This window comes from Streptomyces sp. NPDC046308, from assembly GCF_055588065.1.
Genome location: NZ_JBVJFB010000002.1, coordinates 819,993 through 845,272 on the forward strand (window position 1 = coordinate 819,993; position 25,280 = coordinate 845,272).

General features: G+C 72.6%; 20 protein-coding genes, 2 tRNA genes and 1 pseudogene. 7 read left to right on the forward strand and 16 right to left on the reverse strand.

Features of this window, described 5'->3' with window-relative positions:
• Positions 1-14: 14 nt before the first annotated feature.
• Positions 15-1,712, reverse strand: a complete 1,698-nt coding sequence (locus ACZ6JT_RS11095) for a glycosyl hydrolase family 18 protein (protein ID WP_469209154.1) — start codon at positions 1,710-1,712, stop codon at positions 15-17.
• 254 nt (positions 1,713-1,966) lie between these two features.
• Entirely contained in the window at positions 1,967-3,082 is a 1,116-nt protein-coding gene (locus tag ACZ6JT_RS11100) for an LLM class flavin-dependent oxidoreductase (protein ID WP_469209155.1), read from the reverse strand.
• 229 nt (positions 3,083-3,311) lie between these two features.
• On the opposite strand from ACZ6JT_RS11100, the gene ACZ6JT_RS11105 reads away from it, so the two are divergent.
• The gene (locus ACZ6JT_RS11105) at positions 3,312-4,070 is read left to right on the forward strand and encodes an IclR family transcriptional regulator (protein ID WP_030718073.1); all 759 of its coding nucleotides are present in this window, start codon (positions 3,312-3,314) and stop codon (positions 4,068-4,070) included.
• Positions 4,071-4,146: 76 nt separating this feature from the next.
• Here ACZ6JT_RS11105 and ACZ6JT_RS11110 read toward each other — a convergent pair.
• The 5 genes from ACZ6JT_RS11110 to ACZ6JT_RS11130 all read right to left on the reverse strand — a co-directional run bounded on the left by ACZ6JT_RS11110 (position 4,147) and on the right by ACZ6JT_RS11130 (position 10,885).
• Positions 4,147-4,220, reverse strand: a tRNA-Lys gene (locus ACZ6JT_RS11110).
• 103 nt (positions 4,221-4,323) lie between these two features.
• Entirely contained in the window at positions 4,324-5,994 is a 1,671-nt protein-coding gene (locus ACZ6JT_RS11115; RefSeq protein WP_469209156.1) for an AMP-binding protein, read from the reverse strand.
• A 26-nt stretch (positions 5,995-6,020) separates the two neighbouring features.
• On the reverse strand, positions 6,021-6,614 hold the full coding sequence (locus ACZ6JT_RS11120; protein ID WP_469209630.1) for a lytic polysaccharide monooxygenase auxiliary activity family 9 protein: 594 nt from the start codon (positions 6,612-6,614) through the stop codon (positions 6,021-6,023).
• A gap of 183 nt (positions 6,615-6,797) precedes the next feature.
• A complete protein-coding gene (locus tag ACZ6JT_RS11125) occupies positions 6,798-9,539 on the reverse strand; it encodes an SPFH domain-containing protein (RefSeq protein WP_469209157.1) in 2,742 nt (913 codons plus the stop codon).
• Positions 9,536-10,885: a peptidoglycan-binding protein gene (locus tag ACZ6JT_RS11130; RefSeq protein ID WP_469209631.1), complete on the reverse strand. Its 1,350-nt coding sequence runs from the start codon at positions 10,883-10,885 to the stop codon at positions 9,536-9,538. Before ACZ6JT_RS11130 ends, ACZ6JT_RS11125 begins: the two co-directional genes overlap by 4 nt.
• 226 nt (positions 10,886-11,111) lie before the next feature.
• Here ACZ6JT_RS11130 and ACZ6JT_RS11135 point away from each other — a divergent pair.
• Positions 11,112-11,185: transfer RNA gene (locus ACZ6JT_RS11135), tRNA-Lys, on the forward strand.
• A gap of 91 nt (positions 11,186-11,276) precedes the next feature.
• Here ACZ6JT_RS11135 and ACZ6JT_RS11140 read toward each other — a convergent pair.
• From ACZ6JT_RS11140 to ACZ6JT_RS11165, 6 genes and pseudogenes are all read right to left on the reverse strand, one after another.
• Complete coding sequence (locus ACZ6JT_RS11140) at positions 11,277-11,936, reverse strand: class F sortase (RefSeq protein WP_469209158.1); 660 nt, start codon at positions 11,934-11,936, stop codon at positions 11,277-11,279.
• Positions 11,937-11,998: 62 nt separating this feature from the next.
• On the reverse strand, positions 11,999-12,607 hold the full coding sequence (locus tag ACZ6JT_RS11145) for a hypothetical protein (RefSeq protein WP_469209159.1): 609 nt from the start codon (positions 12,605-12,607) through the stop codon (positions 11,999-12,001).
• A gap of 159 nt (positions 12,608-12,766) precedes the next feature.
• Positions 12,767-13,546 (reverse strand): HAD-IIA family hydrolase, encoded by a 780-nt coding sequence (locus ACZ6JT_RS11150; RefSeq protein ID WP_469209160.1) that lies wholly within the window; start codon positions 13,544-13,546, stop codon positions 12,767-12,769.
• Between the two features lie 117 nt (positions 13,547-13,663).
• Positions 13,664-14,185 (reverse strand): annotated as a pseudogene (locus ACZ6JT_RS11155) (alkaline phosphatase family protein); the annotation flags it as partial.
• Positions 14,186-14,457: 272 nt separating this feature from the next.
• On the reverse strand, positions 14,458-15,195 hold the full coding sequence (locus tag ACZ6JT_RS11160) for a hypothetical protein (protein ID WP_469209161.1): 738 nt from the start codon (positions 15,193-15,195) through the stop codon (positions 14,458-14,460).
• 226 nt (positions 15,196-15,421) lie between these two features.
• A complete protein-coding gene (locus ACZ6JT_RS11165; RefSeq protein WP_469209632.1) occupies positions 15,422-15,940 on the reverse strand; it encodes a DUF4245 domain-containing protein in 519 nt (172 codons plus the stop codon).
• Positions 15,941-16,177: 237 nt separating this feature from the next.
• Between ACZ6JT_RS11165 and glpX the strand changes: the two genes are divergently transcribed.
• Complete coding sequence (gene glpX, locus ACZ6JT_RS11170) at positions 16,178-17,209, forward strand: class II fructose-bisphosphatase (RefSeq protein ID WP_030713888.1); 1,032 nt, start codon at positions 16,178-16,180, stop codon at positions 17,207-17,209.
• Positions 17,210-17,317: 108 nt separating this feature from the next.
• Here glpX and ACZ6JT_RS11175 read toward each other — a convergent pair whose 3' ends face one another.
• Together ACZ6JT_RS11175 and ACZ6JT_RS11180 are read right to left on the reverse strand one after the other, a co-directional pair.
• A complete protein-coding gene (locus ACZ6JT_RS11175) occupies positions 17,318-17,686 on the reverse strand; it encodes a WhiB family transcriptional regulator (RefSeq protein WP_030713891.1) in 369 nt (122 codons plus the stop codon).
• Between the two features lie 135 nt (positions 17,687-17,821).
• Positions 17,822-18,487, reverse strand: coding sequence for a DUF1707 SHOCT-like domain-containing protein (locus ACZ6JT_RS11180; RefSeq protein ID WP_469209162.1), 666 nt, complete (start codon positions 18,485-18,487; stop codon positions 17,822-17,824).
• A 148-nt stretch (positions 18,488-18,635) separates the two neighbouring features.
• Between ACZ6JT_RS11180 and ACZ6JT_RS11185 the strand changes: the two genes are divergently transcribed.
• Positions 18,636-20,300: a fumarate hydratase gene (locus ACZ6JT_RS11185; RefSeq protein WP_385814363.1), complete on the forward strand. Its 1,665-nt coding sequence runs from the start codon at positions 18,636-18,638 to the stop codon at positions 20,298-20,300.
• A 144-nt stretch (positions 20,301-20,444) separates the two neighbouring features.
• Positions 20,445-21,227, forward strand: coding sequence for a glycerophosphodiester phosphodiesterase (locus ACZ6JT_RS11190; protein WP_469209163.1), 783 nt, complete (start codon positions 20,445-20,447; stop codon positions 21,225-21,227).
• Positions 21,228-21,344: 117 nt separating this feature from the next.
• On the opposite strand, the gene ACZ6JT_RS11195 is transcribed toward ACZ6JT_RS11190, so the two are convergent.
• Positions 21,345-22,847 carry a ricin-type beta-trefoil lectin domain protein gene (locus ACZ6JT_RS11195; protein WP_469209164.1) on the reverse strand — a complete coding sequence of 501 codons (1,503 nt, stop codon included), beginning with the start codon at positions 22,845-22,847 and terminating at the stop codon, positions 21,345-21,347.
• A 132-nt stretch (positions 22,848-22,979) separates the two neighbouring features.
• On the opposite strand from ACZ6JT_RS11195, the gene ACZ6JT_RS11200 reads away from it, so the two are divergent.
• Positions 22,980-24,383: a class II fumarate hydratase gene (locus ACZ6JT_RS11200; protein ID WP_469209165.1), complete on the forward strand. Its 1,404-nt coding sequence runs from the start codon at positions 22,980-22,982 to the stop codon at positions 24,381-24,383.
• 112 nt (positions 24,384-24,495) lie between these two features.
• Complete coding sequence (fomD, locus tag ACZ6JT_RS11205) at positions 24,496-25,215, forward strand: cytidylyl-2-hydroxypropylphosphonate hydrolase (protein WP_469209166.1); 720 nt, start codon at positions 24,496-24,498, stop codon at positions 25,213-25,215.
• Positions 25,216-25,280 lie beyond the last annotated feature (65 nt).

The window sequence follows — 25,280 nt, forward strand, 5'->3', positions numbered from 1 at the left end:
GGGGTGGGGGGAGATCAGCAGGCGCCGAGGTCCTTCCAGACACCCCATTCACCGGTGGTGCCCGGCGTCTCGTTCTGCGTCCACCACTGGGCCTTGTACTTGCGGCCGTTGTGGGAGACCTCGTTGCCGGCGGTGTAGACGGTGCCCGCGACGTACGCCGGGGTCGAGCCGCAGCCCGTGGTCGGCGGGGTCGTCGGAGGAGTCGTGGGCGGAGTGGTCGGAGGCGTGGTCGGCGGCGTGGTCGGCGGGGTGGTCGGCGGGACCGTGGCGGAGCCGAGCGCGTCCGAGATCTGGTTCAGCAGCGTGGTGTTGTTGTCCAGGCCGAGGAGGGAGTACATCATCGCTCCGGCCAGGCCGCGCTGCTTGCCGTAGTCGACCCGGGCCTGGATGGACTTCTGGTTCAGGCCGGTGAAGAACTCGCCGTCCTTGTAGAAGTACGAGGCCTTGGCCTGGTCGTCCCAGAAGCTGGTCGCCGCGTTGTCGACGAGGCCGCCGAGCTCCTTGTAGTTGGCGATGCCGGCCTGCTGGCTGGTGGGCCGGGCGGCCGAGGCGCCGGTGGCGGACTGGGCGAGGCCGTTGGTGGTCCCGGCGGGGACGCCCTTCCAGCCGCGGTAGTAGAACTCGTAGCCGAGGGTCAGCTTGTTGGCGGGGAAGCCGCCGGTGATGCCGTAGGCCGGGTTGCCGTCGATCCAGGAGTCGATGGCGTTGTCGATGCTGTACTTCTGGGTGCCCGGCGCGATCGGGTCGGTCGGGTCGTTGGCGCCGGAGTACAACGGGGACTGGTGGTACGTCGGGCCGTCGCCGTCCCAGGCGCCGTGCATGTCGTACGTCATGATGTTGGCGTAGTCCAAGTACTGGCCGATCTTGTCGGTCTCGATGTACTTGATCTTGTCCTGGCCGGCCGGGAGGGCGGAGGTCAGCAGGTACTTCTTGCCGCCGTTGGCCGCGCCGTAGGCGTCGAGCTGGGTGCGGAACTCCTTGAGCAGGAGCGTGAAGTTCTGCTTGTCCTCGGGGGCGTAGTGGTTGCCGAGGTGGCCGCCGGAGGAGCCCGGGTACTCCCAGTCGATGTCGATGCCGTCGAAGATCCCGGCCGCGACGCCCTGGCCGCCGTAGCCGCCCTCGACCGGCAGGTTGCCCTTGATGTACTGGTCGATGCAGGAGGAGACGAGCTTCTTGCGGGAGGCGTCGGTCTTCGCGGCGTCGCTGAAGTACTTCGAGTAGGTCCAGCCGCCGATCGAGATGTTGATCTTCAGGTGGGGGTACTTGGCCTTCAGCTGCTTGAACTGGTTGAAGACGCCGACGATCGGCTGGTCCCACTTGTCGGCGACCCCGCTGACGCTGTCCGCGGCGCTGAAGGACTTCTGGTAGTCGGCGTACGAGTCGCCCGCGCCGTCACCGGCGTTGGGGTTGTTGTCGTCGCCCGCCGCCTTGTTCGCCTCGAAACAGGTGAGGTCGGTGGGGTGGATGTTGCCGAACGAGTAGTTGATGACGTCCAGCTTGCCCGCTATGCCACGGGTGTCGAGGTGCTTGGGGTAGAAGGCGTTCCCGTACACGCTCCACTGGTCGTAGTAGGCGATGCGGACACCGCCCGCCGCGGCGGTGGTTCCGGCGCCGGCGGCCTGGGCCGTGCCGAGTCCCGCGAAGGAGGCAAGCGCTCCGGCTGCCAGCGCGGCCGTGGCGGCGGCTGCGATGAGGGGTTTACGGATGTGCATGAACCGCTCCGTGGGGGTGGGAGGAGAGAGCAAGAAGTTCAGGTGAGAGAAGTGATAGCGATCACTCCGACCCGGCGTCAATGGTTCGGACCAAAGAAGGACTAGACCACTTCCGCGCTATCTCCCCAAGTCAGAGACCTGAGCGCACATCAGAAACCGCTCGCCACCCCGGGTGACGAGCGGTTTAAGGCTGCCTTCAGACATGCCCCCGCAAGGTTTCGTCAACAAACCAGCCAAACCCCGTTCGCATACGGTCAGTCGGCCGCCGGGGCGTGCGCGGGCATGCCGTACGCATCTGCGACGAGCTCGTACGAACGCAGGCGGGCCGCCCCGCTGTGGGCGTTGGCGGTCAGCATCAGCTCGTCCGCGCCCGTCCGCTTGGCGAGGTCGTCCAGTCCGGTGCGGACCTCGTCGGGGGTGCCGTGGACGATGTTCGCGAGCCAGCCGTCGACGAACTCCCGCTCCGCCGGGGAGAAGGGGTACGCCGCCGCCTCCTGCGGCGTCGGGACCAGCCCGGGCCGCCCGGTGCGCAGCCGGAGCATCGACAGCGCGCCCGTGAGCACCTGGGCGCGGGCGTCCGCGTCGGTGTCGGCGGCGAGCGCAGAAACCCCGATGACGGCGTACGGGGCGTCCAGGACGGCCGAGGGGCGGAAGCTCTGCCGGTAGAGGTCGAGCGCGGGCAGGGTACCGGCCGCCGAGAAGTGGTGGGCGTAGGCGAAGGGGAGGCCGAGCTCGCCGGCGAGCCGGGCGCTGAAGCCGGAGGAGCCGAGGAGCCACAGCGGCGGCCGCCCGGCCGGGCCCTGGACCGGGCCCGGTACGGCGTGCACGCGGGCGTACGGGTGCCCGTCCGGGAAGTCGTCGTCGAGGAACCGGGTGAGCTCCATGAGCTGCCGGGGGAAGTCGTCCGCGGACTCGTCGAGGCGCCCGGCCCCGCGCAGCGCGGCGGCCGTGCGGCCGTCGGTGCCCGGGGCCCGGCCGAGGCCGAGGTCGATCCGCCCGGGGGCGAGCGCCTCCAGGGTGCCGAACTGTTCGGCGATGGCGAGCGGGGCGTGGTTGGGCAGCATGACCCCGCCCGATCCGAGCCGTACGCGGGAGGTGTGCGCGGCGAGGTGGGCCAGGATCACGGCCGGCGAGGAGCTGGCGACACCGGGCATGGAGTGGTGTTCGGCCACCCAGTGGCGGTGGTAGCCGCGGGACTCGGCGAGCCGCGCGATGGTCACGCTGGTGCGCAGGGAGTCGTGGGCGGTGCTGCCGGCGCCTACGGTGACGAGGTCCAGGACGGAGAGCGGTACGGTCGCCCGGCCCTGTGCGGCGCCCCGGATGCCGCCGTTCCTGCCGTGCTGTCCATGTGCGCCACCGGTGTCACTCATCGTCGCTCCCGTTTCGCCGTTTCGTCCGTACGAAGAATTCGAACCGTGAGCGGCGGCGGGGCATTCCCGGCGCACCGGGACAGGGCGCATGACCTTGGCATATGCCAATGGAGTAGATCCAGGCAGACAGACGTGATCGAGCCATCAATCTCCTCAACAGGCGCTCCACATGGGCCTCTTGATGGCTATCGTGGTAGGGCAAGCGGTAACAACCTGCTAGGGGGAAACCGTGGCGCTGAAGCCCGAGCCGACCGCGCCGTTCCACTCGGTGCAGTACGCACTACGCGTACTCGAAACGATCGCACGGCACACCGGTGGTGTGACCGACGTGCAGATCGCGCGTGAGACCGGCCTGCCCGCCGTCCATCTCGCCCCGATGCTGCTCATGCTGCGTCGGGAGGGGTATGTCCTGCAGGTGTCCGACGGCGCCTACGCCATAGGGGACTCCCTCGTCCTGCTCGGCTCGGGCATCGACCGGCAGCAGGCGCTCACGGACAAGCTGCAGGAGACCCTGGACCGGCTGCGCGACTCGGTCGGCGCGGCCGTCTACATCAGCCGGTACGTGGACGGTGAGGTCAGGATCACGCAGTTCGCGGACAGCCCGCGCACCCCGAAGGTGCACGAGTGGGTCGACTTCCGCTCCGCGGCGCACGCCAGCGCCGTCGGCAAGTGCCTCCTCACCCAGCTGGACCTGAACGGGCGGCGCGACCACCTGTCCCGGCACAAGATCGCCCGGCTCACGTCGAAGACGATCGTGAACGAGCGGATCCTGTTCTCCAAGCTGGACGCCCAGCCGGCCACCGTGCCGATGCTGGACCTGCAGGAGTACGCCGTGGGCACGGTCTGCGCGGCGGTCCCGATCACGGCCGGGGCCTCGGTGGGCTGCCTGGCCCTGTCCATGCCGGTCGAGCACGCGCACCGGCTGCGCGCCGCGGCGGACACCCTGAACCGGAAGGCCGCGCCGCTGCTGCTGTCGCTCACGCTCTGACGACGGCGGGGCAGCACACGGGGCGGAAAACACTTCGGGCGGTTCCCGGTGAACCGGGAACCGCCCGAAGTACAGGTGCGCCGCCAGGGACTCGAACCCCGGACCCGCTGATTAAGAGTCAGCTGCTCTAACCAACTGAGCTAGCGGCGCCTGACAGAGAAAATACTACCTGGTCCTCAGGGGTGCTCAAAACCAATAGGGCGCTCCTCGGCGCGGGGGCGTGGGGGCCGGCCCCCAGCAGCGGTGGGGCGGGCTAGCGGCGCAGGAGGTCCGCTCGGCCGTGCGACTCGTACGCCGCGAGGAGGGCGGCCACATCGGCCTCGGTCAGCAGGGCGTAGCCCCCGGCCGGGGTGCGGTGCCAGACCGGGTCGGCGCAGCGGAAGCCGGCCCGGCGGAGGGAAACGCGGTGGATCTTGTTCGTGGCCGTGACCGGCATGGCCGGGAGGACGCGGACGTAGCGCGGGGACATTTTCGTGCCCAGGTCCGGCTGCGCGGAAAGGAAGGCCTCGAAGGCGGCCGGGGAGAAGACCGCGCCCTCCCGGAGGGTGAGCGCGGCCATCACCTGGTCCCCCGCCACCTCGTCCGGGACGGCGTAGACCGCGACGGCCGCCGCGTCGGCCCAGCGGGCCAGGATGTTCTCGATCACCGCCGCGGCGAGGTTCTCGCTGTCGACCCGCAGCCGGTCGTCCGTGCGGCCCGCGAAGTAGAGGAAGCCCGCCGCGTCGCGGAAGAAGAGGTCTCCCGTCCAGTACCAGCCGTCCCGGGTGCGGTCGGCCTCCGCGGCCGGGTTGCGCCAGTAGCCCTCGAAGAGGCTGCGGCCGCGGTTGACCAGTTCGCCGATCGCCGCCGAGCCGTTGAGGAGGCGGCCGTCCGGGGCGAGGACCGCGGGCGGGCATTCCGCGCCCGTCTCCGGGTCGATCACCGCCAGGTCGTCCCCCGCGCCCGCCCGACCCAGGGCGCCCGGCGGGGTGTCGGGGGTGCTCTGGACGGAGGCGCCGCCCTCGGTGGCTCCGTAGCCCTCCACCAGCCGGACCCCGAACCGCTCGGCGAAGCGGGCCGCGTCCACCGCCCCGGCCTCGGTGCCGAAACCGAGCCGGAGGCTGTGCTCGCGGTCGTCGGGGCGGGGTTCGGTGGCCAGGAGGTACTGGATCGCCCGCCCGACATAGGTGAAGTAGGTCGCCCCGTACCCCCGTACGTCGTCCAGGAACGCCGAGGCCGAAAAGCGTCGGCGCAGCGCCACCGCGGCCCCGCCGGCGAGCGCCGGGAGCCAGTCGGCGATGACGGCGTTGCCGTGGAAGAGCGGCATGCAGACGTAGTGGACGTCGTCCGGGGTGACCGTGAACTGGCGGGCCAGGGCCGATCCGGCGGCCGCGAGCCGGCCCTGGGTGCAGATGGCGGCCTTGGGGGCGCCGGTGGAGCCGGAGGTGAAGTAGAGGAGGAGGCGCGAGCCGGGGGCGGGGGTGCGCAGGGCCGCCTCGCCGGGCTTGGCCGCGGCGTAGGGCGCGAGCAGGGCCTCGTACTCCTCGGTGCCGGTGACCAGGACGCGTACGCCCGGCAGGTCCAGGCCGCGCAGCAGGGGCAGGTGGGCGCGCTCGGTGATCAGGATCCGGCAGTCGGTGTGCAGGATGTCGCGGGCCAGCTCGGGGCCGCGCCGGGTGGGGTTGATCCCGGCGACGGCGGCCCCGGCCAGGGCCGCCGCGCCGAGCCAGAACGGGAACTCGGGGGTGTTGTCGAGCAGCACCCCGAGGTGCGGCTCCGCCCCCGGAGGCATGAGGTCGACGAGGAGCGCGGCGCGCGCGGCGGCCTCCTGGGCGGTCCGGTGGTGGGTGAGGGCGCCGCCCTCGTGCTTCAGCCCGGTCCGGTGGTCGCCCCATTGGCGCGCTATGAGCTCCGCGACGGTTTCGGGTGCAGTCGTCGTCCGCATGCCGCCGGAGGTTAGCTGACGTTACGTCAGAATTGAACGTCGGAGCAGGCGTAGAAGGCCATCGGGGTGTCGTTGACGGTCCAGACGGCCAGGATCAGGTGCCGGCCCGACTTGCCGCTGGGCATGGCCCCCTGGTGGACGGTGGTCATGGCGGGGCGGGCGCCGTTGTAGGCGACGGTGAGGAAGGGCTGGGGGTCGAGGTCGGCGCGGGTGAGGGCCTTGGTGCCGGTCCAGCCGTTCTTGGTGACGTAGTACTTGAAGTCGGTGGTGGAGTGGTTGGCGGTGAACTGCCACCGGAAGGCGTAGCTCTGCCCGCTGGTCACCTTGGTGGTGGGCCAGGCGCCACCGCGCGGGTTGTCGAGCTCGGCGAACTGCGAGAGCCCGCCGGAACATATCTTGCCGTCGGCGGGGCCGGCGGCCGGGAAGCCCTTGAAGCCCTCGACGCTCTGCGGCTCCCACTGGATCGCGCCGCAGTCCGAGACGGTCTTGTTGGCGCAGAGCTTCTGGCGGCTGATGGGGGTGTCGGTGTAACCGTGGCTGCTGGCGGTGGGGGCGCCGATGAGGGTGATGCCGGCGACGATGCCGAGGCCGAGCGCGGCGACGCCGGCCCGTTTGGGCATGCGGACGTGACGCATGATGCTCCTTGAACGTGGGGGGAGTTCGGTGAGAGCGCGCGCGTGTGGGGATTAGGTCTAGACCAAGTTCCAGATTATTGACGAGAGTTGGCCATGTCCATACCAACGGGAAAACGGGTGGTCCGGTGAATTCCGGCCCACCCGCTCCCGTACTGCTGGACTACCGCCCTACTCGGGGCGTCCCGTGTAGAAGGCGACCGTGAGGTCCTTCACGAGGGCCTTGCGTTCGTAGTCGTCGAGCTCGACCAGCCCGCGCGAGGTCAGCCGGTGCACGGTGTCGTCGACCGCGTCCACGACCGAGGTCAGCACGGTGTCCCGGTGCTTGGCGTCGATCGCCGCGACCCGGCGGCGGCGCATGGCCTCGGCGACCTCGGCGGCGTACTCGATCCGGGTCGGCTGGGCCGAGAACACCTCGATCCCGACGGCCTCGGTCTCGGCCGCCAGCATCCGGGTGAGCGCGTCGCCGACGGCCTCGGCGTCGCGCAGGGTCGGCGCGTCCTCGTGGAAGGCGTCGGCGGGGAGCTGGGACAGTACGCGGGCCATGGCCGACTCGACCTGCTCGGCGAGGTACTCCGTGTGGTCCTCGACGGCGAGCGTGGCCCGGGCCGTGTCCTTGACCTGCCAGACGACCTGGACGACGACCTGGAGGGCGAGGCCGCCGGAGTCCACGGCGGGCATCGGGTCGCTGCGCCAGTGCCGCAGCCGTACGTCGACCCGGCGGCGCAGCAGGAGGGGGCTGACCCAGGTCAGGCCGGTACGGCGGACCGTGCCGCGGTAGCGGCCGAAGAGGGTGAGCACCCAGGCGTGGCCGGTGCGGGCCCGGCCGAGTCCGCCGAGCGCGACGAGGGCGACGATGCCGAGGAAGGCGAGCGGGGGCCAGTGGGTGGCGCGCAGGCCGTGGTAGGCGCGCGGGGTCGCGCCGAAGGCGGCCACGAAGGGGGCGGGGACGGCCCCGGCCCGCCAGAGCACGGCCGTGCAGCCGACGAGGGCGACGCCGCCGACGGCCACGGCGACCCAGCCGGGCAGTACCGGGCCGCGGTGCTCCCGCAGCCGGTCGTCGCCGCGGGGGACCCGGCGGCCGGCGGCGGGCCGGGGGGTGGTCCGGGACCGGCCGGGGGCAGGGGCGGGTGCGGGTGCGGGTGCGGGCATCGGCTTCGGGTCGCCGCGGAAGGGGAGGTGCACCGGCACCTCGGTGACGGAGGTGCCGCGCTGCCGCCCGAAGCGGGGGACGTCCTCGGAGTCGCCCTCCGTCGGCGGCTTCTCCAGGCCGCGCGACACCGCCTGGGCGGCGATCTCGGCCGCACCGGGGCCGGGCACGCCGGAGTACGGGGCCACGGGCTCGGGGTCGGAGGCGGGGGCGGGCTGGATGGTCCGCAGGCTCAGGGTGGCCACCCCGGCGGCCTCGGCCTCCGCGTGCTGCGGGTGCGGGATGTCCGGTCCGGCGGCGGCCGTCGGCTCGGACTCCGACTGCGTCCGGGCCGCCGGCACCTCCGGAGCGTGCGACGGCGCCGGTTCGCCGGCCTGCGCCGAGCGGTCCGCCGGGGCGCCCGCCCCGGCCTCCTCGCGCGGCGCGCCCACGGCCGCCGCCGCGGCCGGGCCGGAGGACCCGGACGAGCCGGAGGCCACGGCCAAGGCCTCCGCCTCCCACGCCGGGTGCTCGCGCGCCGCCTGCGCTGCCATGCCGGAGTCCGGGCGCGGCGCGGCGACGGCCACGGCCGAGCCGTGCGAGCCCGTGACCTCGGGCTCCGCCACCCCTACGGACTGCCCGGCGCGGCCGGTCCCGCGGTGGCCGACGGCGACCTGCGCGAAGTCCGGACCGGCCACCGGCTCCCGCTCGGCCGCGGGGCGTGCGGGCGGTGCGGGCGCGGCCGTACGGACGGGCTCCGGCTCTGCGGCCGCCCACTCCGGGTGCGGGCGCGGCCCTTCCGGTGCCGTCCGGGGGACAGGTGCCGGCTCGCCGTGCGCCGCGAGGGCCGACTCCGGCAGCGCGCGTTCCGAGCGGGGCGTGGACACGCCCGCAGGGGCGAGTACGGGCTCCGGCTCCGGGGCCGCCCAGTCCGGGTGCGGGCGCGGCCCTTCCGGTTCCGTCCGGGGGACAGGTGCCGGCTCTCCGTGCGCCGCGGGCGCCGACTCCGGCAGCGCGCGTTCCGAGCGGGGCGTGGACACGCCCGCGGGGGCGAGTACGGGCTCCGGCTCCGGGGCCGCCCACTCCGGGCGGGACCCGGGCCCGGCCGGGGCGACGGCGGCCGACGCCGTACGGGGGTCCGGGCCGGGAACGGGCTCCGGCTCGGCCGCCCGTCCCGCGCGGACCTGGGCGGCGGCAGCGGGCGCGGGCCGCAGCTCCGTCGCCCACCCCGGGTGGGAGCGCGGCTCTTCCGGTGCCGTCCGCGATACGGGCGCCGGCCCGCCGTGCGCGGCGGTGGCCGACACCGGCAGCGCGCGTTCCGCACGCGGTGTGGATACGGCCGCGGCCGGCGGCTCCGGACGGGAGCGCGGCCCTTCCGCTGCCGGGTGGGACCCGGGCCCGGCCGGCGTGCCCCGGCCGGGCCCTGCTTGGGGGGCAGCGGCCGACGACGTACGGGCCGGCTCCGGCCCGGCGGTCGGCCACGCCGGGCGGGACCCCGGCGGGGCATGGACGGCGGCGGCTGACTCCGGGTGCGCGCCGCTCGCGCGGGCGGGCTCCGGTTCGGCGGCCGCCCACGCCGGGTGCGCGTGGCCCGCGGCCGACGCCGTACGGGCCGGCTCCGGCCCGACGGTCGGCCACGCCGGGCCGGAGCCCGGCGCGGCCTGGGCGGCGGCGGGCTGCGGCGGCGCCGGCCGCGCCGGGACGGCGTGGGGCGCCGCCGGCGGTACGCGGAGGGTGCCCGTCGTCGAGGTGGTGCGCGTGGGGAACATCGTTACCTCCGTCATGCGAACAGCCGGCGCCAGGTTTCCGGGCCCGGGTAGCCGTTGGCCGAGGCGCCGCGCCAGCCCTGTGCGCGCTGGAAGGCCTCGACGTTGCGGCGGTCGGCCTCACCCCAGCGGGGGCCCGGGCCGGACGTGTAGTACTTGCCGAAGCCCTTCTTGACCAGCTGCCGGCCGAGGGCCTCGACGGCCGCGTTCGACTGGCCCGGGCGGAACAGCGCGGCCCCCGGGTAGGCCCGTACGCCGCCCGGCCCCGGCGCCGCGCCCACCAGCGGGGCGATGTCGTTGCCCTGCTTCTCGACGAGCAGGCGCCAGGTGTGCGTGCCGGGGATGCCGTCGGCGTCGGCGCCCGACCAGCCCTGGGCGCGCTGGAAGGCCTGGGTGGCGAGCTTGTCGTGGTCGCTCCACGTCCGGTCCGCCACCCCCTTGGGGTAGAAGCGGTACGCGCCGCGTTCGATCAGCATCCGGCCCAGCTGCGCCACGAAGTCGTTCGTGGCGCCTGCGGCGAACTTGTCCGCGCCCGGGAAGGTCTTGGCGTCGCCCGGCTTCGGGCCCGCCGCCGGCGGTTCGGGGACGGTGCCCGGGACGGCCGGGACGAGCCCGCCCGTCACCCCGTTGAACCGGTACGGGACGTACTTGGCCGCGTTGCTCCAGTAGCCGTAGGGCGTGGCCAGCCTCCGCGTGTTGGGGCGCGTCTGCTCGTAGGCGACGTAGTGCGTGCGCGTCTCGTCGACCCAGCCGCCGAAGAGGACCACGTGCGAGCCGTTGTTGGGGTCCGCAGGGTTGTGGAAGAGCAGCATGTCCCCCGGCAGCAGCTCGTCCTTGGTGATCTTGGTGGCGAATTTGTCGAGGCTGCCGGTCCACTCGTTCGAGCCGAGGTTCCAGGCCATGGAGACGTAGCCCGAGCAGTCCTGCCGGTAGCCGTCCGTGAAGTACGTGGACATGCTGTACGGGACCTGCGCGTCCAGCCACAGCTTCGCCCGGGTGATGATCGTCGTGCGGTCGATCCGCTTCACCGCGCCGGGCTTGGCGGGGGCGCCGGGTCGGCCGATCGGGCCGCCCTTCGGGCCGTGCAGCGGGGTGCGTCCGCCCTGCGGGGAGCCGGGGTCGTCCAGGGCCACCGGGCCGGTGGCCGGGGTGGTCACGGCCACCGCGGCCGCGCTTCCACCGCCGAGGACCACTCCCGCGGCCGTGGCCAGGACCAGCACCCGGCGGGCCCCGCGGACCGCCGGGTGGCCCCCGTCACGCAGCGGTATGGCCCGCGCGCGGGCGAGGGAGCGGCGGCGCTGGGCGCATCCCCGGCACACACAGTCGCCCGCGGGCTCGTACTCCTCGAAAGCGGGCATCGGCATCTGCACATGCGTCGGAGGCTGCGTCGTCATGCGGATCCGTCCACTCCCCTGCTCGTCCCCTGCTCGTCCACTGGTCGGCCGGGCTCGCATCTGATAAGGCATCAGATGCGTACGGCGCAGACATATCGTGCACGATAAACCCCTCAAACATGGGTTAATCGGACAAGGCGGGCGTGGCTGGTCACGAGCACCTGCGGAGGTGGGGTAGAGTTTTCCCTGTCAGCAAGCGCCGCTAGCTCAGTTGGTTAGAGCAGCTGACTCTTAATCAGCGGGTCCGGGGTTCGAGTCCCTGGCGGCGCACAGACGGAGGAAGCCCCTCGCAGCGAAAGCTGCGAGGGGCTTCTTCGTTTCCCGGTCCGGCCGCCGTTCGGGCCAACGCCGTCGGACCGTGTCAGACCGCCGTGCCCGCGCGGGCTCCCACGCCCGTCAGGTAGGCGGAGACCACCACGTTCGCCGTGTACTGCCCGGCCACCTTGTCGTAGGTGCCGCCGCAGGTCACCAGCCTCAGCTCCGCCCGGCCCCGGACCCGCGGGCCGTACGCCTTGTGCGCGTCGAAGTCCGCGCGCTCGTAGACCCGTACGTCCTCGATCGTGAACTCGGCGACCGATCCGTCCGCCCGCACCACCCGCACCTTGTCACCCGGCTGGACCGTGCTCAGGCCGTAGAACACCGCCGGCTTGGAGCGGGTGTCCACGTGCCCCACCATCAGCGCCGCCCCGGCCGTCCCCGGCTGGGTGCCCCGCCCCCACCAGCCCACCGTCCCCGGGCTCTCGTACGGGGGAGGTTCGAGCGCGCCGTCCTTGTCCAGGCCCCGGGAGACCACCGGGGCCTGGATGCCTATGGAAGGCACGTCGACGCGCTGGGGCAGGGCCGCGGCGAGCGGGGCGTGCGCGGCCGGCAGCCCCGGACCCACCGCCCCGCCGGCCTGGCCGGCGGGCGGGGCGGGCGCCACGGTGAGCTGGCGGCCCCACAGCCACAGGCCGAGCACCAGCACGGACCAGGCGGCGAAGGTCAGCAGCCGGCCGCCCCCGGACGTCCTGGCCTCACTCATCCGGCCCCCGCTCGTCCACCGTCCGGCCCCCGCCGGTGCGCCCGCCTCATCCGCCGGCCGCCTCACTCGCCGCTGCGGCGGCGGCGCAGGGCCAGCGCCCGGCCCGCGACGGCCAGGGTGGCGACGGCGGCCAGGATGGCGCCGATCACCGTGTGCGGCAGGCCCGGGCCGTCGTCGCCGTGGTCCTTCTTGGCCGCCGCGGCGGCCGGCTTGCCCGCCTCCGCGAGTTCGGCGGCCATGCCGCCGCCGCCCGCGTGGACCGGCCAGACCGGCGAGGCGTGGTGGGTGGGGTGGCGGTACTGCGAGATCTGGACGGAGCCGGTGACCTTGTCGTGGCCGTCGCACGTCACCCGGATGGAGTGCCAGCCAGGTGAGGCGTGCGCGCTGATCGTCGCCTCGCCGTAGAGCGGGCTGCGGCCGCCCTCACGGCCGTAGAGGTCGACGTCCGCGACGAAGACGGCGGACTTGGCCGCCCCTCTGGTGCCGTCGCATCCGTGGACGCGCAGCTTGACCTGCGCGCCGGGGTGGGCCGGATCCGGGTCGACCGTGATGCTGCCGCGGTCGCCGCGGTCCTCCTCGCCCGCCAGGGCGACGGGCGCGGACACCGCGGAGAACGCCGCCAGGGCGACGGACACGGCGGCGGCACGGACAGCGATCGGGACACTGCGCATGGTGAACCTCCTCGTCAAGGAGATTCACGCGCGACGCGCCGCTCCGCATCCGGAACGGCGCCGTACGTGTCAGCCGTACGCCTCGAACGGGGTACGCCCTGTCGGCCGTACGCGCCCTGCGCGGCGCACGCGCCCCCACGCGCCGGACGGCCCCGCGCCTCAGACGAGGTCGACCAGGTCCGCGATCGAGTCGACCGTCTTGGTCGGGCGGTACGGGAACTTCTCGGTGTCCTGGGCCGTGGTCAGGCCGGTGAGGACGAGGAAGGTCTGCATGCCCGCCTCCAGCCCGGCCAGCACGTCGGTGTCCATCCGGTCGCCGATCATCGCGCTGGTCTCGGAGTGCGCGCCGATGGCGTTCAGGCCGGTGCGCATCATCAGCGGGTTGGGCTTGCCGGCGAAGTACGGCTGCTTGCCCGTCGCCTTGGTGATCAGCGCGGCGACCGCGCCGGTGGCCGGGAGCGGGCCCTCGGTGGAGGGGCCGGTCTCGTCCGGGTTGGTGCAGATGAAGCGGGCGCCCGCGTTGATCAGGCGGACGGCCTTGGTCATGGCCTCGAAGCTGTACGTCCGGGTCTCGCCGAGGACCACGTAGTCGGGCTCGTGGTCGGTCAGGATGTAGCCGATGTCGTGCAGGGCGGTGGTCAGACCGGCCTCGCCGATGACGTACGCGGTGCCGCCCGGACGCTGGTCGTCGAGGAACTTCGCGGTGGCCAGCGCGGAGGTCCAGATGTTCTCGACGGGCACGGCCAGACCCATGCGGGACAGGCGGGCCTGGAGGTCTCGCGGGGTGTAGATCGAGTTGTTGGTCAGGACCAGGAAGGGCTTGCCGGACTCGCGCAGCCGCTTGATGAAGGCATCGGCGCCGGGGATCGGGGTGCCCTCGTGGATGAGGACCCCGTCCATGTCGGTGAGCCAGGATTCGATCGGCTTGCGCTCTGCCACTGGACTGTTCTCCGCTCTCGGTGGCCCATGACCTTTGGCCTCTGGTCTGTACCACCCTATCGGGGCCGGGCCGTGGACGCCGTGGGCGTCCACAGCCCGGACCGCGGGGAGCCTGGATCAGCTCAGGCGGACGTTGTCGACGGTCCAGTACCGGTTGTCGTTCCCGCTGTAGCGGAAGCGGATCCGGACGTCGGTGGCACCGGCGGGGACCTGGAAGACGTCCCGGGAGCGGACGTTGAGCTCGCGCCACTGGTCGCGCTGCGACCGGCTCCAGAACTCGTCGGTGGCGAAGGCCCAGCCGGCCCACTCGGTGACACCGCCGGTGCCCATCGTGGAGTTGTCCACGGACCAGCCGGCGGGCGGGGTGCGCGTAAAGCCCTGCACGCCCGCCGGGATGCCCGTGGCGATGACGAAGGTGCCGCGCTCCTGGATGGTCGAGCCGCCGTGGCCACCGGAGTTGGTGTGGCCGTGGTCGGTGGTGACCAGGACCTTCCAGTTCTCCTGGGCGTACGTGGGGCGGTTCCGGACGGCGGTGAGCAGTTGGCCGACCAGGGCGTCGACGCGGGCGATGGTGTCGAGGTACTGCCGGCCGGCGGTGCCGTAGGAGTGGCCGGCCGCGTCGATCTCGCCGAGGTGGACGCCTGTTGGGGCCGGGGCCAGAGCCTGCGGCAGCCGGGGCCGGCGATCGGGCTCCGCCCCGGACCCCGCGCCTCGAACGCCGGCGGGGCTGGGTTTGGTGCGGCGAGCCTGCCCGGATGGGGGGTCGGTTCCGTGGGGCCGGGCGCGCGCTGGGGCGTCTCCTCGGGCGCCGAACGTGACGAGGGGTCAGAGAGCTCGGCGGCAGTGCGTTCGACGCCCTGCGGGGATCACCCCGACACACACCCGACCCCACCGGACCCGCCCTGGGCGGATCAGGGGCGGTCGGAGGGACGGAGGCGGCGGGCGCCAAGGAGGAAGCCGGCGCCAGTGGCGAGCGCGGCCACGGCGCCCGCCCCGTACGCCCACTCGCGCGGGCCCGTGTGGGCGAGGGAGCCCGCTTCACCGGAATCCTCCGGGCTCTCGACGGAGAAGCGGTAGCCGCCGGCCTCACCGATCCAGTCACCGTCGTCGCCCTTGCGCTGGACGAGGGCGGCGTCGGCGAGGACCTCGCCGGTGGGGGCGTCGGGGGCGAAGGCGAGGCCGACCCGGACGGTCAGGGAGCCGCCGGGACCGACGGTGAAACCGGGGAAGGCGTCGCCGCCGTCGAAGACCGCGATGATCTCGTCGCGGTCGCTGTGCTCCAGCGTCGTGGGAAACGTGCCGCCGGGCGCGTCGAACTCCATCCGCAGGTGGGCGGGGCGCAGGGCGCGGGCCTTGTCGGTGAACACGACGACGGGGTGGATGGCCGTGCACTCGGAGTCGGTGGTGTTGGTCAGGTCCAGGTACCAGGTCTGCGGGTCGCCGCCGGTGCGGTACACGGCCGGGCCGCCGCGGATGCGCGCACCGATGGGGAAGGCGGTGCTCTTCCCGTCGCCGCAGGTGGCCTGTGCGCGGGAGGGCAGCGCGGGTGCGGGTCGGGCCCCGCCGCCGGTCCCGATGTCCGCGGACGCGGTGGGGGCGGAGGTGGCCACGAGTACGGCGGTGAGGGCAAGGGCTTTGCGTAGTCGCATGGAAGACCTTCGCTGCTCGCCGGACGGGACGATGATCGGACCAGGTGACAATCACCCCGGCCTGCCCGCACCGTGCCACGCCCGCGGACCCCCACCCCGCGCGCCACGCCTGAGCCGTTCCGGTTTACGCCCGATCGCCGGAGGGGTCAACCCCCGACCGCCCCTGTCGGGGCAGAACCGGCCCCCGCCCCGGGTCCGGCCTCGCCCGGGCCGCGCGGCCGACCCGCTATGCGCCCTGCTTGAACTCCAGGGTCGCCGCCATCGCGCCCAGCTGTTCGAAGGAGGCCGTTCCCGTCACCACCGTGACGTGGCCCTGCTCCCGGCGGACGAGCGCGTCGTACTTCTCCCCGTCCCAGCGCTCCCAGGCCGTGTCGCCGACCTGCTGCGTCTGGCCGGTGGCCGTCGCCTGCTGGGTGACCCGGGCGAGGTACTTGGGCGAGGTGTCCGTGGACTGCTCCACCGCCACGTACTGCTGCTGCGGGTCGAGGAAGCCCAGGTGCCAGGCGTTGGCGTTCTTGCGCTCGTACGTCACCGACGTCGCCCGCCACTGCTCCGGGAGCCCCACGGGGGCCGCCACCGGATACGGGGCCGCGCGCCGGGCCGTGATCGTCTCCACCCGGTAGTCGACCGCGTGCGTCGGATCGGCCTCGTCGTCATGGGGGACGAAGAGGTAGATCCCGGCGACGACGACGCCGATCACGCTCAGCGACCGGACCATGTCCCAGACCGTCTGCTTGCCTTTCATACCTGCCACGGCACCATCGTCCCGCATCGCGAGGGGGCGATCACCGCCGGGGTCGCGCGGGCGCGCCGGACGACGGACGCTTGAGATCCACCGGGGATCCGCAAGATGTCCGCTCAGGCCAAAGACCTGACCGATATTCCGCTCATACGTGACCCGCCCTGCTCAATATGTCGACGTACCGATAGAGTTCCAGCACCCTCACTTCCCGGCCGTCGCCGTACAGAAAGGTGCGCTCCGATGACCGAGCACAACCTGCCGCCCCAGCTCGAGGTCTCTCCGGAGGCCCCCGACCGCAACCTCGCCCTGGAACTCGTCCGGGTCACCGAGGCCGCCGCCATGGCCGCGGGCCGGTGGGTCGGGCGCGGCGACAAGCTCGGCGCCGACGGCGCCGCGGTCAACGCGATGCGGACCCTGATCTCCACCGTCTCGATGAACGGCGTCGTCGTCATCGGCGAGGGCGAGAAGGACGAAGCCCCGATGCTCTTCAACGGCGAGCGCGTCGGCGACGGCACCGGTGCCGAGGTCGACATCGCCGTGGACCCGATCGACGGCACCACCCTGAACGCCAAGGGCATGCCGAACGCCATCGCGGTGCTCGCCGCCGCCGACCGCGGCACCATGTTCGACCCCTCCGCGGTCTTCTACATGGAGAAGCTGGTCGCCGGCCCCGAGGCCGCCGACTTCGTCGACATCAACGCGCCGGTCTCGGTGAACATCCGCCGTGTCGCCAAGGCCAAGAACATGGCCGTCGAGGACGTCACCGTCATCATCCTGGACCGCCCCCGCCACGAGGGCATCGTCAAGGAGATCCGCGAGACCGGCGCCCGGATCAAGTTCATCTCGGACGGCGACGTCGCGGGCTCGGTCATGGCGGTGCGCGAGGGCACCGGCGTGGACCTGCTCCTCGGCATCGGCGGCACCCCCGAGGGCATCATCTCGGCCTGCGCCATCAAGTGCCTCGGCGGCACCATCCAGGGCAAGCTGTGGCCGAAGGACGAGGCCGAGCGCCAGAAGGCCCTCGACGCGGGCCACGACCTGGACCGGGTCCTGCACACCAACGACCTGGTGTCCGGCGACAACGTCTTCTTCGTCGCCACCGGCATCACCGACGGCGAGCTGCTGCGCGGCGTCCACTACCGCTCGGAGACCGCGACGACGTCCTCGCTGGTCATGCGCTCGAAGTCGGGCACGATCCGGCAGATCGACTCCACGCACCGCCTGTCGAAGCTGCGCGCGTACAGCGCGATCGACTTCGACCGCGCGCAGTAGGCACCAGCGCGCGTCCACAGCGAGAGGGGCGGTCACCGTGTGCGGCGGTGACCGCCCCTCTCGCTGTGTCCGAGCGGCTCGTACGGAGGTCGCGCGCGCCCCGACGGCCTAGCCCGCGGCCGCGACGGGTCCGGCTGCCGGGGCCTGGCGCAGCTCGGCCGACCTGCGGCGCATACGGGCCAGGACCACCCGGCGCTCGGCGGCGGTCAGGCCGCCCCAGACCCCGTACGGCTCGGGCTGGAGGAGTGCGTGCTCCCGGCAGGCGACCATGACCGGGCAGCGGGCGCAGACGCGCTTGGCGGCCTCCTCGCGGGAGAGCCGGGCGGCCGTGGGCTCCTTGGAGGGCGCGAAGAACAGTCCCGCCTCGTCCCGGCGGCACACCGCCTCCGCGTGCCATGGGCCGTCCTCAGCCCTCGCCGGCACCCGCGGCTTCGGCACGGCGGCAACCTTCAGGGACTGATGCGGCGGATGCGGCACGGTCTACTCCTGACGACGGGTACGCGAGCGAGAGACGATGCACCTGTCCCTACCCGCTGCACGCGCCCCTATGCACCGGGTGCCACCGGGCGCCGGGGGTTCGTCCGAAACGCGCCCCTCGGCCGTGAGCGGCTTTCAGCCGTCCCGGCGCTCGCGCAGTTTGCGGGCCAGATCGACCAGGCGGGCGCCGGGCTTGGGCCGCGCCTCGATGTTGCCGAGCAGGGCGAAGCCCCGGACGATCACCACCGGCGCCTGCGGGTCGCTCTCCCCGCGGCCCTCGCCGCGCACCTCGAAGTTGCCGAGGACCCCGCTGCCGTAGCCGCGCAGGGTGACGTTCTCCGGGACCAGGACCTCGACGTTGCCGAGGACGGAGGTCACGTTGACCTCGGTGACCTGCTGCTCGAAGACGGCCTCGGTGAGGTCGATGGTGATGTCGCCCATCACCGACACCGCGCGGGTGTGCGCGCCCGGCCGCCAGCGGCCCTTGCGGGCGGAGCTGCTGCACACGGCGACGATCGTCTCGGCGGGGCCGCCGGCCGACGGCGTGGGGCCCGGCTGCGTGAAGGGCGCATGGGCGCCGCCGGGGGCGGGCAGATCCCGTACGAGGGCTTCCAGCTCGCCGACCGTCTTGAGGGCGTACAGCGAGTCCAGGCGCTCGGCGTGCTCGTCGGAGGTCAGCCGGCCTTCGGCGACGGCATCGCCGAGGATCTGCGCGATCCGGTCCCGGTCGGCGTCGGAGGCGCGCAGGTCGGCGGGCGAGGCTGCGGCTGCGGGGGCGGCGGGGTGCTTTTCCAGGTCCACGGACCCAGCATAGCGAGACACGATAGATCGCGATACTACCGAGTGAGCCTTACCTCACAGACACGTCCTCGGCGGAAGGTCCTACGCTGGTGGACTGCGCTGCCAATTGGTCGCCAGCGCTGTCTGCCGAGTGAGGATTGGCCACACGATGCCGGAGTTCGCGTACACCGACCTGCTGCCCTTGGGCGAGGACACCACCCCCTACCGGCTGGTGACCGCCGAGGGCGTGTCCACCTTCGAGGCGGACGGCCGTACGTTCCTCAAGGTCGAGCCCGAGGCGCTGCGCAAGCTCGCCGAAGAGGCCATCCACGACATCCAGCACTTCCTGCGCCCCGCGCACCTCGCGCAGCTGCGCCGGATCATCGACGACCCCGAGGCCTCCTCGAACGACAAGTTCGTCGCGCTCGACCTCCTCAAGAACGCGAACATCGCGGCGGCCGGCGTCCTGCCGATGTGCCAGGACACGGGCACGGCGATCGTCATGGGCAAGCGCGGCCAGAACGTGCTGACCGAGGGCGGCGACGAGGCGGCGCTGTCGCGCGGCATCTACGACGCGTACACCCGCCTGAACCTGCGCTACTCGCAGATGGCCCCGCTCACCATGTGGGAGGAGAAGAACACCGGCTCGAACCTGCCCGCGCAGATCGAGCTGTACGCCACCGACGGCGGCGCGTACAAGTTCCTCTTCATGGCCAAGGGCGGCGGCTCGGCCAACAAGTCCTTCCTCTACCAGGAGACCAAGGCGGTCCTCAACGAGGCCTCCATGATGAAGTTCCTGGAGGAGAAGATCCGCTCGCTCGGTACGGCGGCCTGCCCGCCCTACCACCTGGCGATCGTGGTCGGCGGCACCTCCGCCGAGCACGCCCTGAAGACCGCGAAGTACGCCTCCGCGCACTACCTGGACGAGCTGCCGACCGAGGGCTCCGCCACGGGCCACGGCTTCCGCGACCTCGGCCTGGAGGAGAAGGTCTTCGAGCTCACCCAGAAGATCGGCATCGGCGCGCAGTTCGGCGGCAAGTACTTCTGCCACGACGTCCGCGTGGTCCGCCTCCCGCGCCACGGCGCCTCGCTGCCCGTCGCGATCGCCGTGTCCTGCTCGGCCGACCGCCAGGCGACCGCGAAGATCACCGCCGAGGGCGTCTTCCTGGAGCAGCTGGAGACGGACCCGGCGCGCTTCCTGCCGGACACGACCGACGCGCACCTGGCCGAGTCCGCGGACGTGGTCTCCATCGACCTGAACCAGCCGATGGACGACATCCTGGCGACGCTGACCAAGCACCCGGTGAAGACCCGCCTGTCCCTGACCGGCCCGCTGGTCGTGGCGCGCGACATCGCGCACGCCAAGATCAAGGAGCTGCTGGACTCGGGCGCGCCCATGCCGCAGTACCTGAAGGACCACCCGGTCTACTACGCCGGCCCCGCAAAGACCCCCGAGGGCTACGCCTCCGGCTCCTTCGGCCCGACCACGGCCGGCCGCATGGACAGCTACGTCGAGCAGTTCCAGGCGGCGGGCGGCTCCAAGGTCATGCTGGCCAAGGGCAACCGCTCCCAGCAGGTGACGGACGCGTGCGGCACGCACGGCGGCTTCTACCTGGGCTCGATCGGCGGCCCGGCGGCACGCCTGGCCCAGGACTGCATCAAGAAGGTCGAGGTCCTGGAGTACGAGGAGCTCGGCATGGAGGCGGTCTGGAAGATCGAGGTGGAGGACTTCCCGGCCTTCATCGTGGTCGACGACAAGGGCAACGACTTCTTCCAGAACCCGGCCCCGGAGCCGACGTTCACCCACATCCCGGTCCGCGGCCCGGGTCTGTAGCGCCACGGTCCGAGGGCCTCTCCCCCGTTCGGGGGGAGAGGCCCTCGGGCATGTCCGCCTCGGCGACGGGGCGGCGCGTCCGGGTTAACGTCGGGGACACTGCTCCGCGCCTGCGCGTTCACCCTGGCCTGCAAGGATTTCCGTATGACTGCGACGACCGCGACGTCCTCCCTCCGCACCGACCGCGCCGTTCGTGTGGTCGCCCATCGCGGGGCCTCTCACCAGCACCCCGAGCACACCCTCGCCGCGTACCGGCAGGCCATCGCCGACGGGGCCGACGCGCTGGAGTGCGATGTGCGGCTCACCGCCGACCAGCGGCTGGTGTGCGTGCACGACCGGCGGGTCGAGCGGACCTCCGACGGGCGCGGGGTCGTCTCCGCGATGACGTACGAGGAGCTGTGCGGCCTCGACTTCGGCGGGTGGAAGGGCGCGGAGCACCGCGGGGCCCGGGTGCTGCTCTTCGAGGACCTGCTTCGGGAGGCGCTGGCCGCGCCGCGGCCCGTCGGGTTGGCCGTCGAGACCAAGCACCCGACCCGCGCGGGCGGCCGGCTGGAGGCCGAGCTGGTGCGGATGCTGCGGGAGTTCGGGCTGGCCGACGGGTCCGCCGGGCTGGTCGAGGTGATGAGCTTCTCCCGCAACGCGCTGACCCGGCTGCACCGACTCGCGCCCGGCCTGCCCTCGGTCTACCTGATCGAGCGGCGGCTGCGCCCGGTGCGGCCCCCGTACGCGACGCACGCGGGCCCGGGCATCGACCTCGTACGCCGGGACCCGGGGCTGGTGGGCCGGCTGAAGGCCAAGGGGCTGTCGGTGCGGGTGTGGACCGTGGACGAGCCGGAGGACGTGGAGCTGTGCCTGCGGCTCGGCGTGGACACGCTGATCACCAACCGGCCGCGCGAGGTGCGCGCACAGCTGGAGGCGGCCCGCTGACCTGCGGCCCGGCTGCGCTCGTACCGGCCGCATGAGAACACCCGGCCGGGGTGCGCCGGCCGGGCGTGGGGGGTCGGAGGGTGCGGGGCGGTCGTCCGGTTCCGTTGGTCCGGGGCGTTACACGAAGCGCTGGTTCGTGGATCCGTTGCAGGTCTGCAGGCGCAGCGGCTCGTGGGCGGCGGCCACGGTGAGGCACATGCCCGGGGCGGCGGCGGGGCGCAGGGTGGCGCCGTCGCGGACGAACTGCTGGTTGGCGCCGCCGTGGCAGTTCCAGATGATCAGGCCGGTGCCGGAGCCGTAGTGGGCGCCGGGGGCGTCGAGGCAGCGGTCCTGGGTCAGTTCGATGTGGACGGACTTGCGGGCGGCGTCGTACCACCAGCCCTGGTTGCGGCCGCCGTGGCAGTCCCAGCCCACGATCTTCGTCTCGTTGGCGCTGGAGCCGCCGAAGGAGTCGAGGCAGTTGCCGGTCGCCTCGTTCTTCAGGGGCTTGAACTTGTCGTCCCAGGCCCCGGCCTGCAGGACGGGCGTCCCGGTGCTCGCGGGGTCGGCGCAGGAGGCCTCGCGCAGGCCCGAGTTGTAGAGCTGGGTCAGACAGGAGGCGAAGGCACCGTGACCCCGGTAGTTGGGGTGGAAGGACTGGCGGGCGGTGTTCTCGTCCCACGGGAAGTGGTCCCCGAGGTCGAGGTAGAGGCCTCGGGCCCAGGTGTCCTCCATGCACACCTCGTGCCCGTGGAAGAGCCGCGAGTTGTCCAGGTAGGTGGCGCCGGAGGCGAGGGCGGCGGCGCGCATGCCCTTCTCGAAGGTGGGCACCGCGTAGTTGCGGCCCCAGGTGGCGTCGGAGTCGTAGCCGGCGCAGCCGCCGGGCAGCTTGCCGGGGAAGTTCGGGTTGTCGTGGAAGTCGGGGCCGATGGGGCTGGGGTAGCCCATCACGACGAGCTTGTAGTCGGAGTCGGCGTAACCGGCGTCGCGCATGACCGTCTTGAGGTCGGCGACCGTCGCCTCGACCTTCGGCTTCAGGCCGTCGACGCGCCCCTGCCAGCCGGGTCCGTACTTGGGCTCGCAGGTGCCCTGGCTGAGCACCCAGCGGGTGACGCAGTCGGTCATGACGGGGCCGAACTGCAGGTCGTCGTTGGCGCCGGCGACCAGCAGGACCATCTTGATCCTCGTGTTGCGGGCCTTGACGGCCAGGCTGTCGCTCTGCACCAGCTCGTCGGCGTACTGCTTGCTGCCGCCGATCCGGATGTTGCCGGTGTAGCCGCCGGAGCAGGCGACGTTGAAGGTGAGGTCGGCCGGGATGCCGGTGCGGTGGATCGCCGCGTCGGGCGAGCGGTGGCACTGGTTGTCCGGGGTGTTGGTCGCGGGGTCGTAGTTGCCCACGCCCTCGCCGGATATCTCGCTGTCGCCCAGTGAGATCAGGCCGGTCTTGCGCTCGTTCAGCGGGCGGATGGCGGCGTCGCCGTAGATCCTGGTGGCCTCCGCGGCGCGGATGGCCTCCAGCTCGGGCGAGAGGGGGGTGACGGCCCCGGCGGCGGGCGCCGCCTGGGCCATGGGGGTGACGGCGGTGACGCCCCCCAGGGCGGCCGCGATCGCCGCGACGGCGGCGAAGGTAGATCTGAGCATGGGTTTCGTACGTGCACGTGCCATGAACGCCTCCCCGGATGTCAGTGTTACCCCCGGTATTTACTGGTGGGTAGGGGAGTTGGGAACACTTCGAACAAGACAATTGCTCAAGTTTTTGAGGAGGCCAGGAAAATGACCGAAGATCAGCAGGCCGATGCGTTCCGGATCGAGCACGACTCCATGGGCGACGTACGGGTGCCCCGGCACGCCAAGTGGCGCGCGCAGACGCAGCGCGCGGTGGAGAACTTCCCCGTGTCCGGGCAGCGGCTGGAACGCGCCCACATCGAGGCGCTCGCCCGCGTCAAGGCCGCCGCCGCCGCGGTGAACGCGAAGCTGGGCGTGGTGGACCAGGACGTCGCCGACGCGATCCGGTCCGCCGCCGCCGAGGTCGCGGACGGCCGCTGGGACGACCACTTCCCCGTGGACGTCTTCCAGACCGGCTCCGGAACCTCGTCCAACATGAACGCCAACGAGGTGATCGCCACCCTCGCCACCGAGCGTCTCGGCCGGGAGGTGCACCCCAACGACCACGTCAACGCCTCGCAGAGCTCCAACGACGTCTTCCCCTCGTCCATCCACATCGCCGCCACCGCCGCCGTCACCGGCGAGCTGATCCCCGCCCTGGAGCACCTGGCCGCCGCACTGGAGCGCAAGGCGGCCGAGTTCGCGCAGGTGGTCAAGGCCGGACGGACCCACCTGATGGACGCCACCCCGGTCACCCTGGGCCAGGAGTTCGGCGGGTACGCGGCGCAGGTCCGCTACGGCGTCGAGCGGCTGCGCGCCTGCCTCCCCCGCCTCGCCGAGCTGCCGCTGGGCGGTACCGCGGTGGGTACCGGCATCAACACCCCGCCCGGGTTCTCCGCCGCCGTGATCGCCGAGGTGGCCGCCGCCACCGGGCTGCCGCTGACCGAGGCCCGTGACCACTTCGAGGCGCAGGGGGCGCGGGACGCGCTGGTGGAGACCTCCGGGATGCTCCGTACGGTCGCCGTCTCGCTCACCAAGATCTCCAACGACCTGCGCTGGATGGCCTCCGGGCCGCGCACCGGTTTGGCCGAAATCAATCTGCCCGATCTCCAGCCCGGCTCCTCGATCATGCCCGGGAAGGTCAATCCGGTGGTCCCGGAGGCCGTCCTGATGGTCGCCGCGCAGGTCATGGGGAACGACGCCACCGTCGCGGTGGCGGGCGCGGCCGGCAACTTCGAGCTCAACGTGATGCTCCCCGTGATGGCCAGGAACCTCCTCGAGTCGATCCGGCTGCTGGGCGGCGCGAGCCGCCTGCTGGCCGACCGCACCGTCGACGGGATCACCGCCAACGAGGCGCGGGCCAGGGAATACGCCGAGTCCTCGCCCTCCGTGGTGACCCCGCTCAACCGCTACATCGGCTACGAGGAGGCCGCCAAGGTGGCCAAGAGGTCCCTCGCCGAGCGCAAGACGATCAGGGAGGTCGTCCTGGAGTCGGGCTACGTCGAGCGCGGCGCCCTCACCGTGGAGCAGCTCGACGAGGCCCTGGACGTGCTGCGCATGACGCATCCGTGAGACGCCGGACCCGGCCCCCGGGCGGGGGCCGGATCCGGTCGATTCCCGCCCGTCAACCCCCCAGTGACCTGCACCGCAGCGGGGGCGCGGGCCTCCGCCCTAAGATCTGCGCATGACAGGTACCTTCAAGCCGGGGAGCGGTTCGGCGCAGGAAGCGCCGCAGGGCCCCGCACAGGGCACGCGCTGGGCGCCCGGGGAACAGATCCTCTGGCGCTACCGCGACCACGCCCCGGGACTGAAGGGTTCGGTGCACATCTGCCGCCCGGTGACGGTGGTTCAGGACACCGACGAGCTGCTTGCCGTCTGGATGGCCCCGGGCACCGAGTGCGTCAAGCCGGTGATGGCCGACGGCACCCCCGTACACGAGGAACCGCTCGCCACCCGCTACACCGCCCCGCGGACGACCGTACGCTCGCGCTGGTTCGGCGGCGGGGTGCTGAAGCTGGCCCGGCCCGGCGACCCGTGGTCGGTGTGGCTGTTCTGGGGACACGGCTGGCAGTTCAAGAACTGGTACGTGAACCTGGAGGAGCCGCGGTCGCGCTGGGCCGGTGGGGTGGACTCCGTGGACCACTTCCTCGACATCGCCGTCTACCCGGACCGCAGCTGGAAATGGCTGGACGAGGACGAGTTCGCCCAGGCGCAGCGGTCCGGCCTGATGGGCCGGGAGCAGGCGCTGCGGGTCCGGCACGCGGGTCGCGCGGCGGTCGGGGTGATCAAGGAATGGGGAGCTCCGTTCTCCGCCGGCTGGCAGGACTGGCGGCCGGATCCCGCCTGGAGGATTCCGGCCCTTCCGGAGGACTGGGACCGCACCCCGGCGCATATGACCTCATGAGACCCTTGATGCGCCCCCGGGGTTCAAACGTAGGATCGTGCTCCGCGAGGTCGCGCGCGCGGGCC

What these genes read in the sequence shown, in the direction of transcription:
- fomD (WP_469209166.1), top strand. Translation starts at nt 24,496, where the DNA reads ATGACAGGTACCTTCAAGCCGGGGAGCGGTTCGGCGCAGGAAGCGCCG.
- ACZ6JT_RS11195 (WP_469209164.1), bottom strand. Translation starts at nt 22,847, where the DNA reads ATGCTCAGATCTACCTTCGCCGCCGTCGCGGCGATCGCGGCCGCCCTG.
- ACZ6JT_RS11190 (WP_469209163.1), top strand. Translation starts at nt 20,445, where the DNA reads ATGACTGCGACGACCGCGACGTCCTCCCTCCGCACCGACCGCGCCGTT.
- ACZ6JT_RS11125 (WP_469209157.1), bottom strand. Translation starts at nt 9,539, where the DNA reads ATGACGGAGGTAACGATGTTCCCCACGCGCACCACCTCGACGACGGGC.
- ACZ6JT_RS11120 (WP_469209630.1), bottom strand. Translation starts at nt 6,614, where the DNA reads ATGCCCAAACGGGCCGGCGTCGCCGCGCTCGGCCTCGGCATCGTCGCC.
- ACZ6JT_RS11095 (WP_469209154.1), bottom strand. Translation starts at nt 1,712, where the DNA reads ATGCACATCCGTAAACCCCTCATCGCAGCCGCCGCCACGGCCGCGCTG.
- ACZ6JT_RS11185 (WP_385814363.1), top strand. Translation starts at nt 18,636, where the DNA reads ATGCCGGAGTTCGCGTACACCGACCTGCTGCCCTTGGGCGAGGACACC.
- ACZ6JT_RS11160 (WP_469209161.1), bottom strand. Translation starts at nt 15,195, where the DNA reads ATGCGACTACGCAAAGCCCTTGCCCTCACCGCCGTACTCGTGGCCACC.
- glpX (WP_030713888.1), top strand. Translation starts at nt 16,178, where the DNA reads ATGACCGAGCACAACCTGCCGCCCCAGCTCGAGGTCTCTCCGGAGGCC.
- ACZ6JT_RS11200 (WP_469209165.1), top strand. Translation starts at nt 22,980, where the DNA reads ATGACCGAAGATCAGCAGGCCGATGCGTTCCGGATCGAGCACGACTCC.
- ACZ6JT_RS11100 (WP_469209155.1), bottom strand. Translation starts at nt 3,082, where the DNA reads ATGAGTGACACCGGTGGCGCACATGGACAGCACGGCAGGAACGGCGGC.
- ACZ6JT_RS11115 (WP_469209156.1), bottom strand. Translation starts at nt 5,994, where the DNA reads ATGCGGACGACGACTGCACCCGAAACCGTCGCGGAGCTCATAGCGCGC.
- ACZ6JT_RS11130 (WP_469209631.1), bottom strand. Translation starts at nt 10,885, where the DNA reads ATGCCGATGCCCGCTTTCGAGGAGTACGAGCCCGCGGGCGACTGTGTG.
- ACZ6JT_RS11140 (WP_469209158.1), bottom strand. Translation starts at nt 11,936, where the DNA reads ATGAGTGAGGCCAGGACGTCCGGGGGCGGCCGGCTGCTGACCTTCGCC.
- ACZ6JT_RS11145 (WP_469209159.1), bottom strand. Translation starts at nt 12,607, where the DNA reads ATGCGCAGTGTCCCGATCGCTGTCCGTGCCGCCGCCGTGTCCGTCGCC.
- ACZ6JT_RS11165 (WP_469209632.1), bottom strand. Translation starts at nt 15,940, where the DNA reads ATGAAAGGCAAGCAGACGGTCTGGGACATGGTCCGGTCGCTGAGCGTG.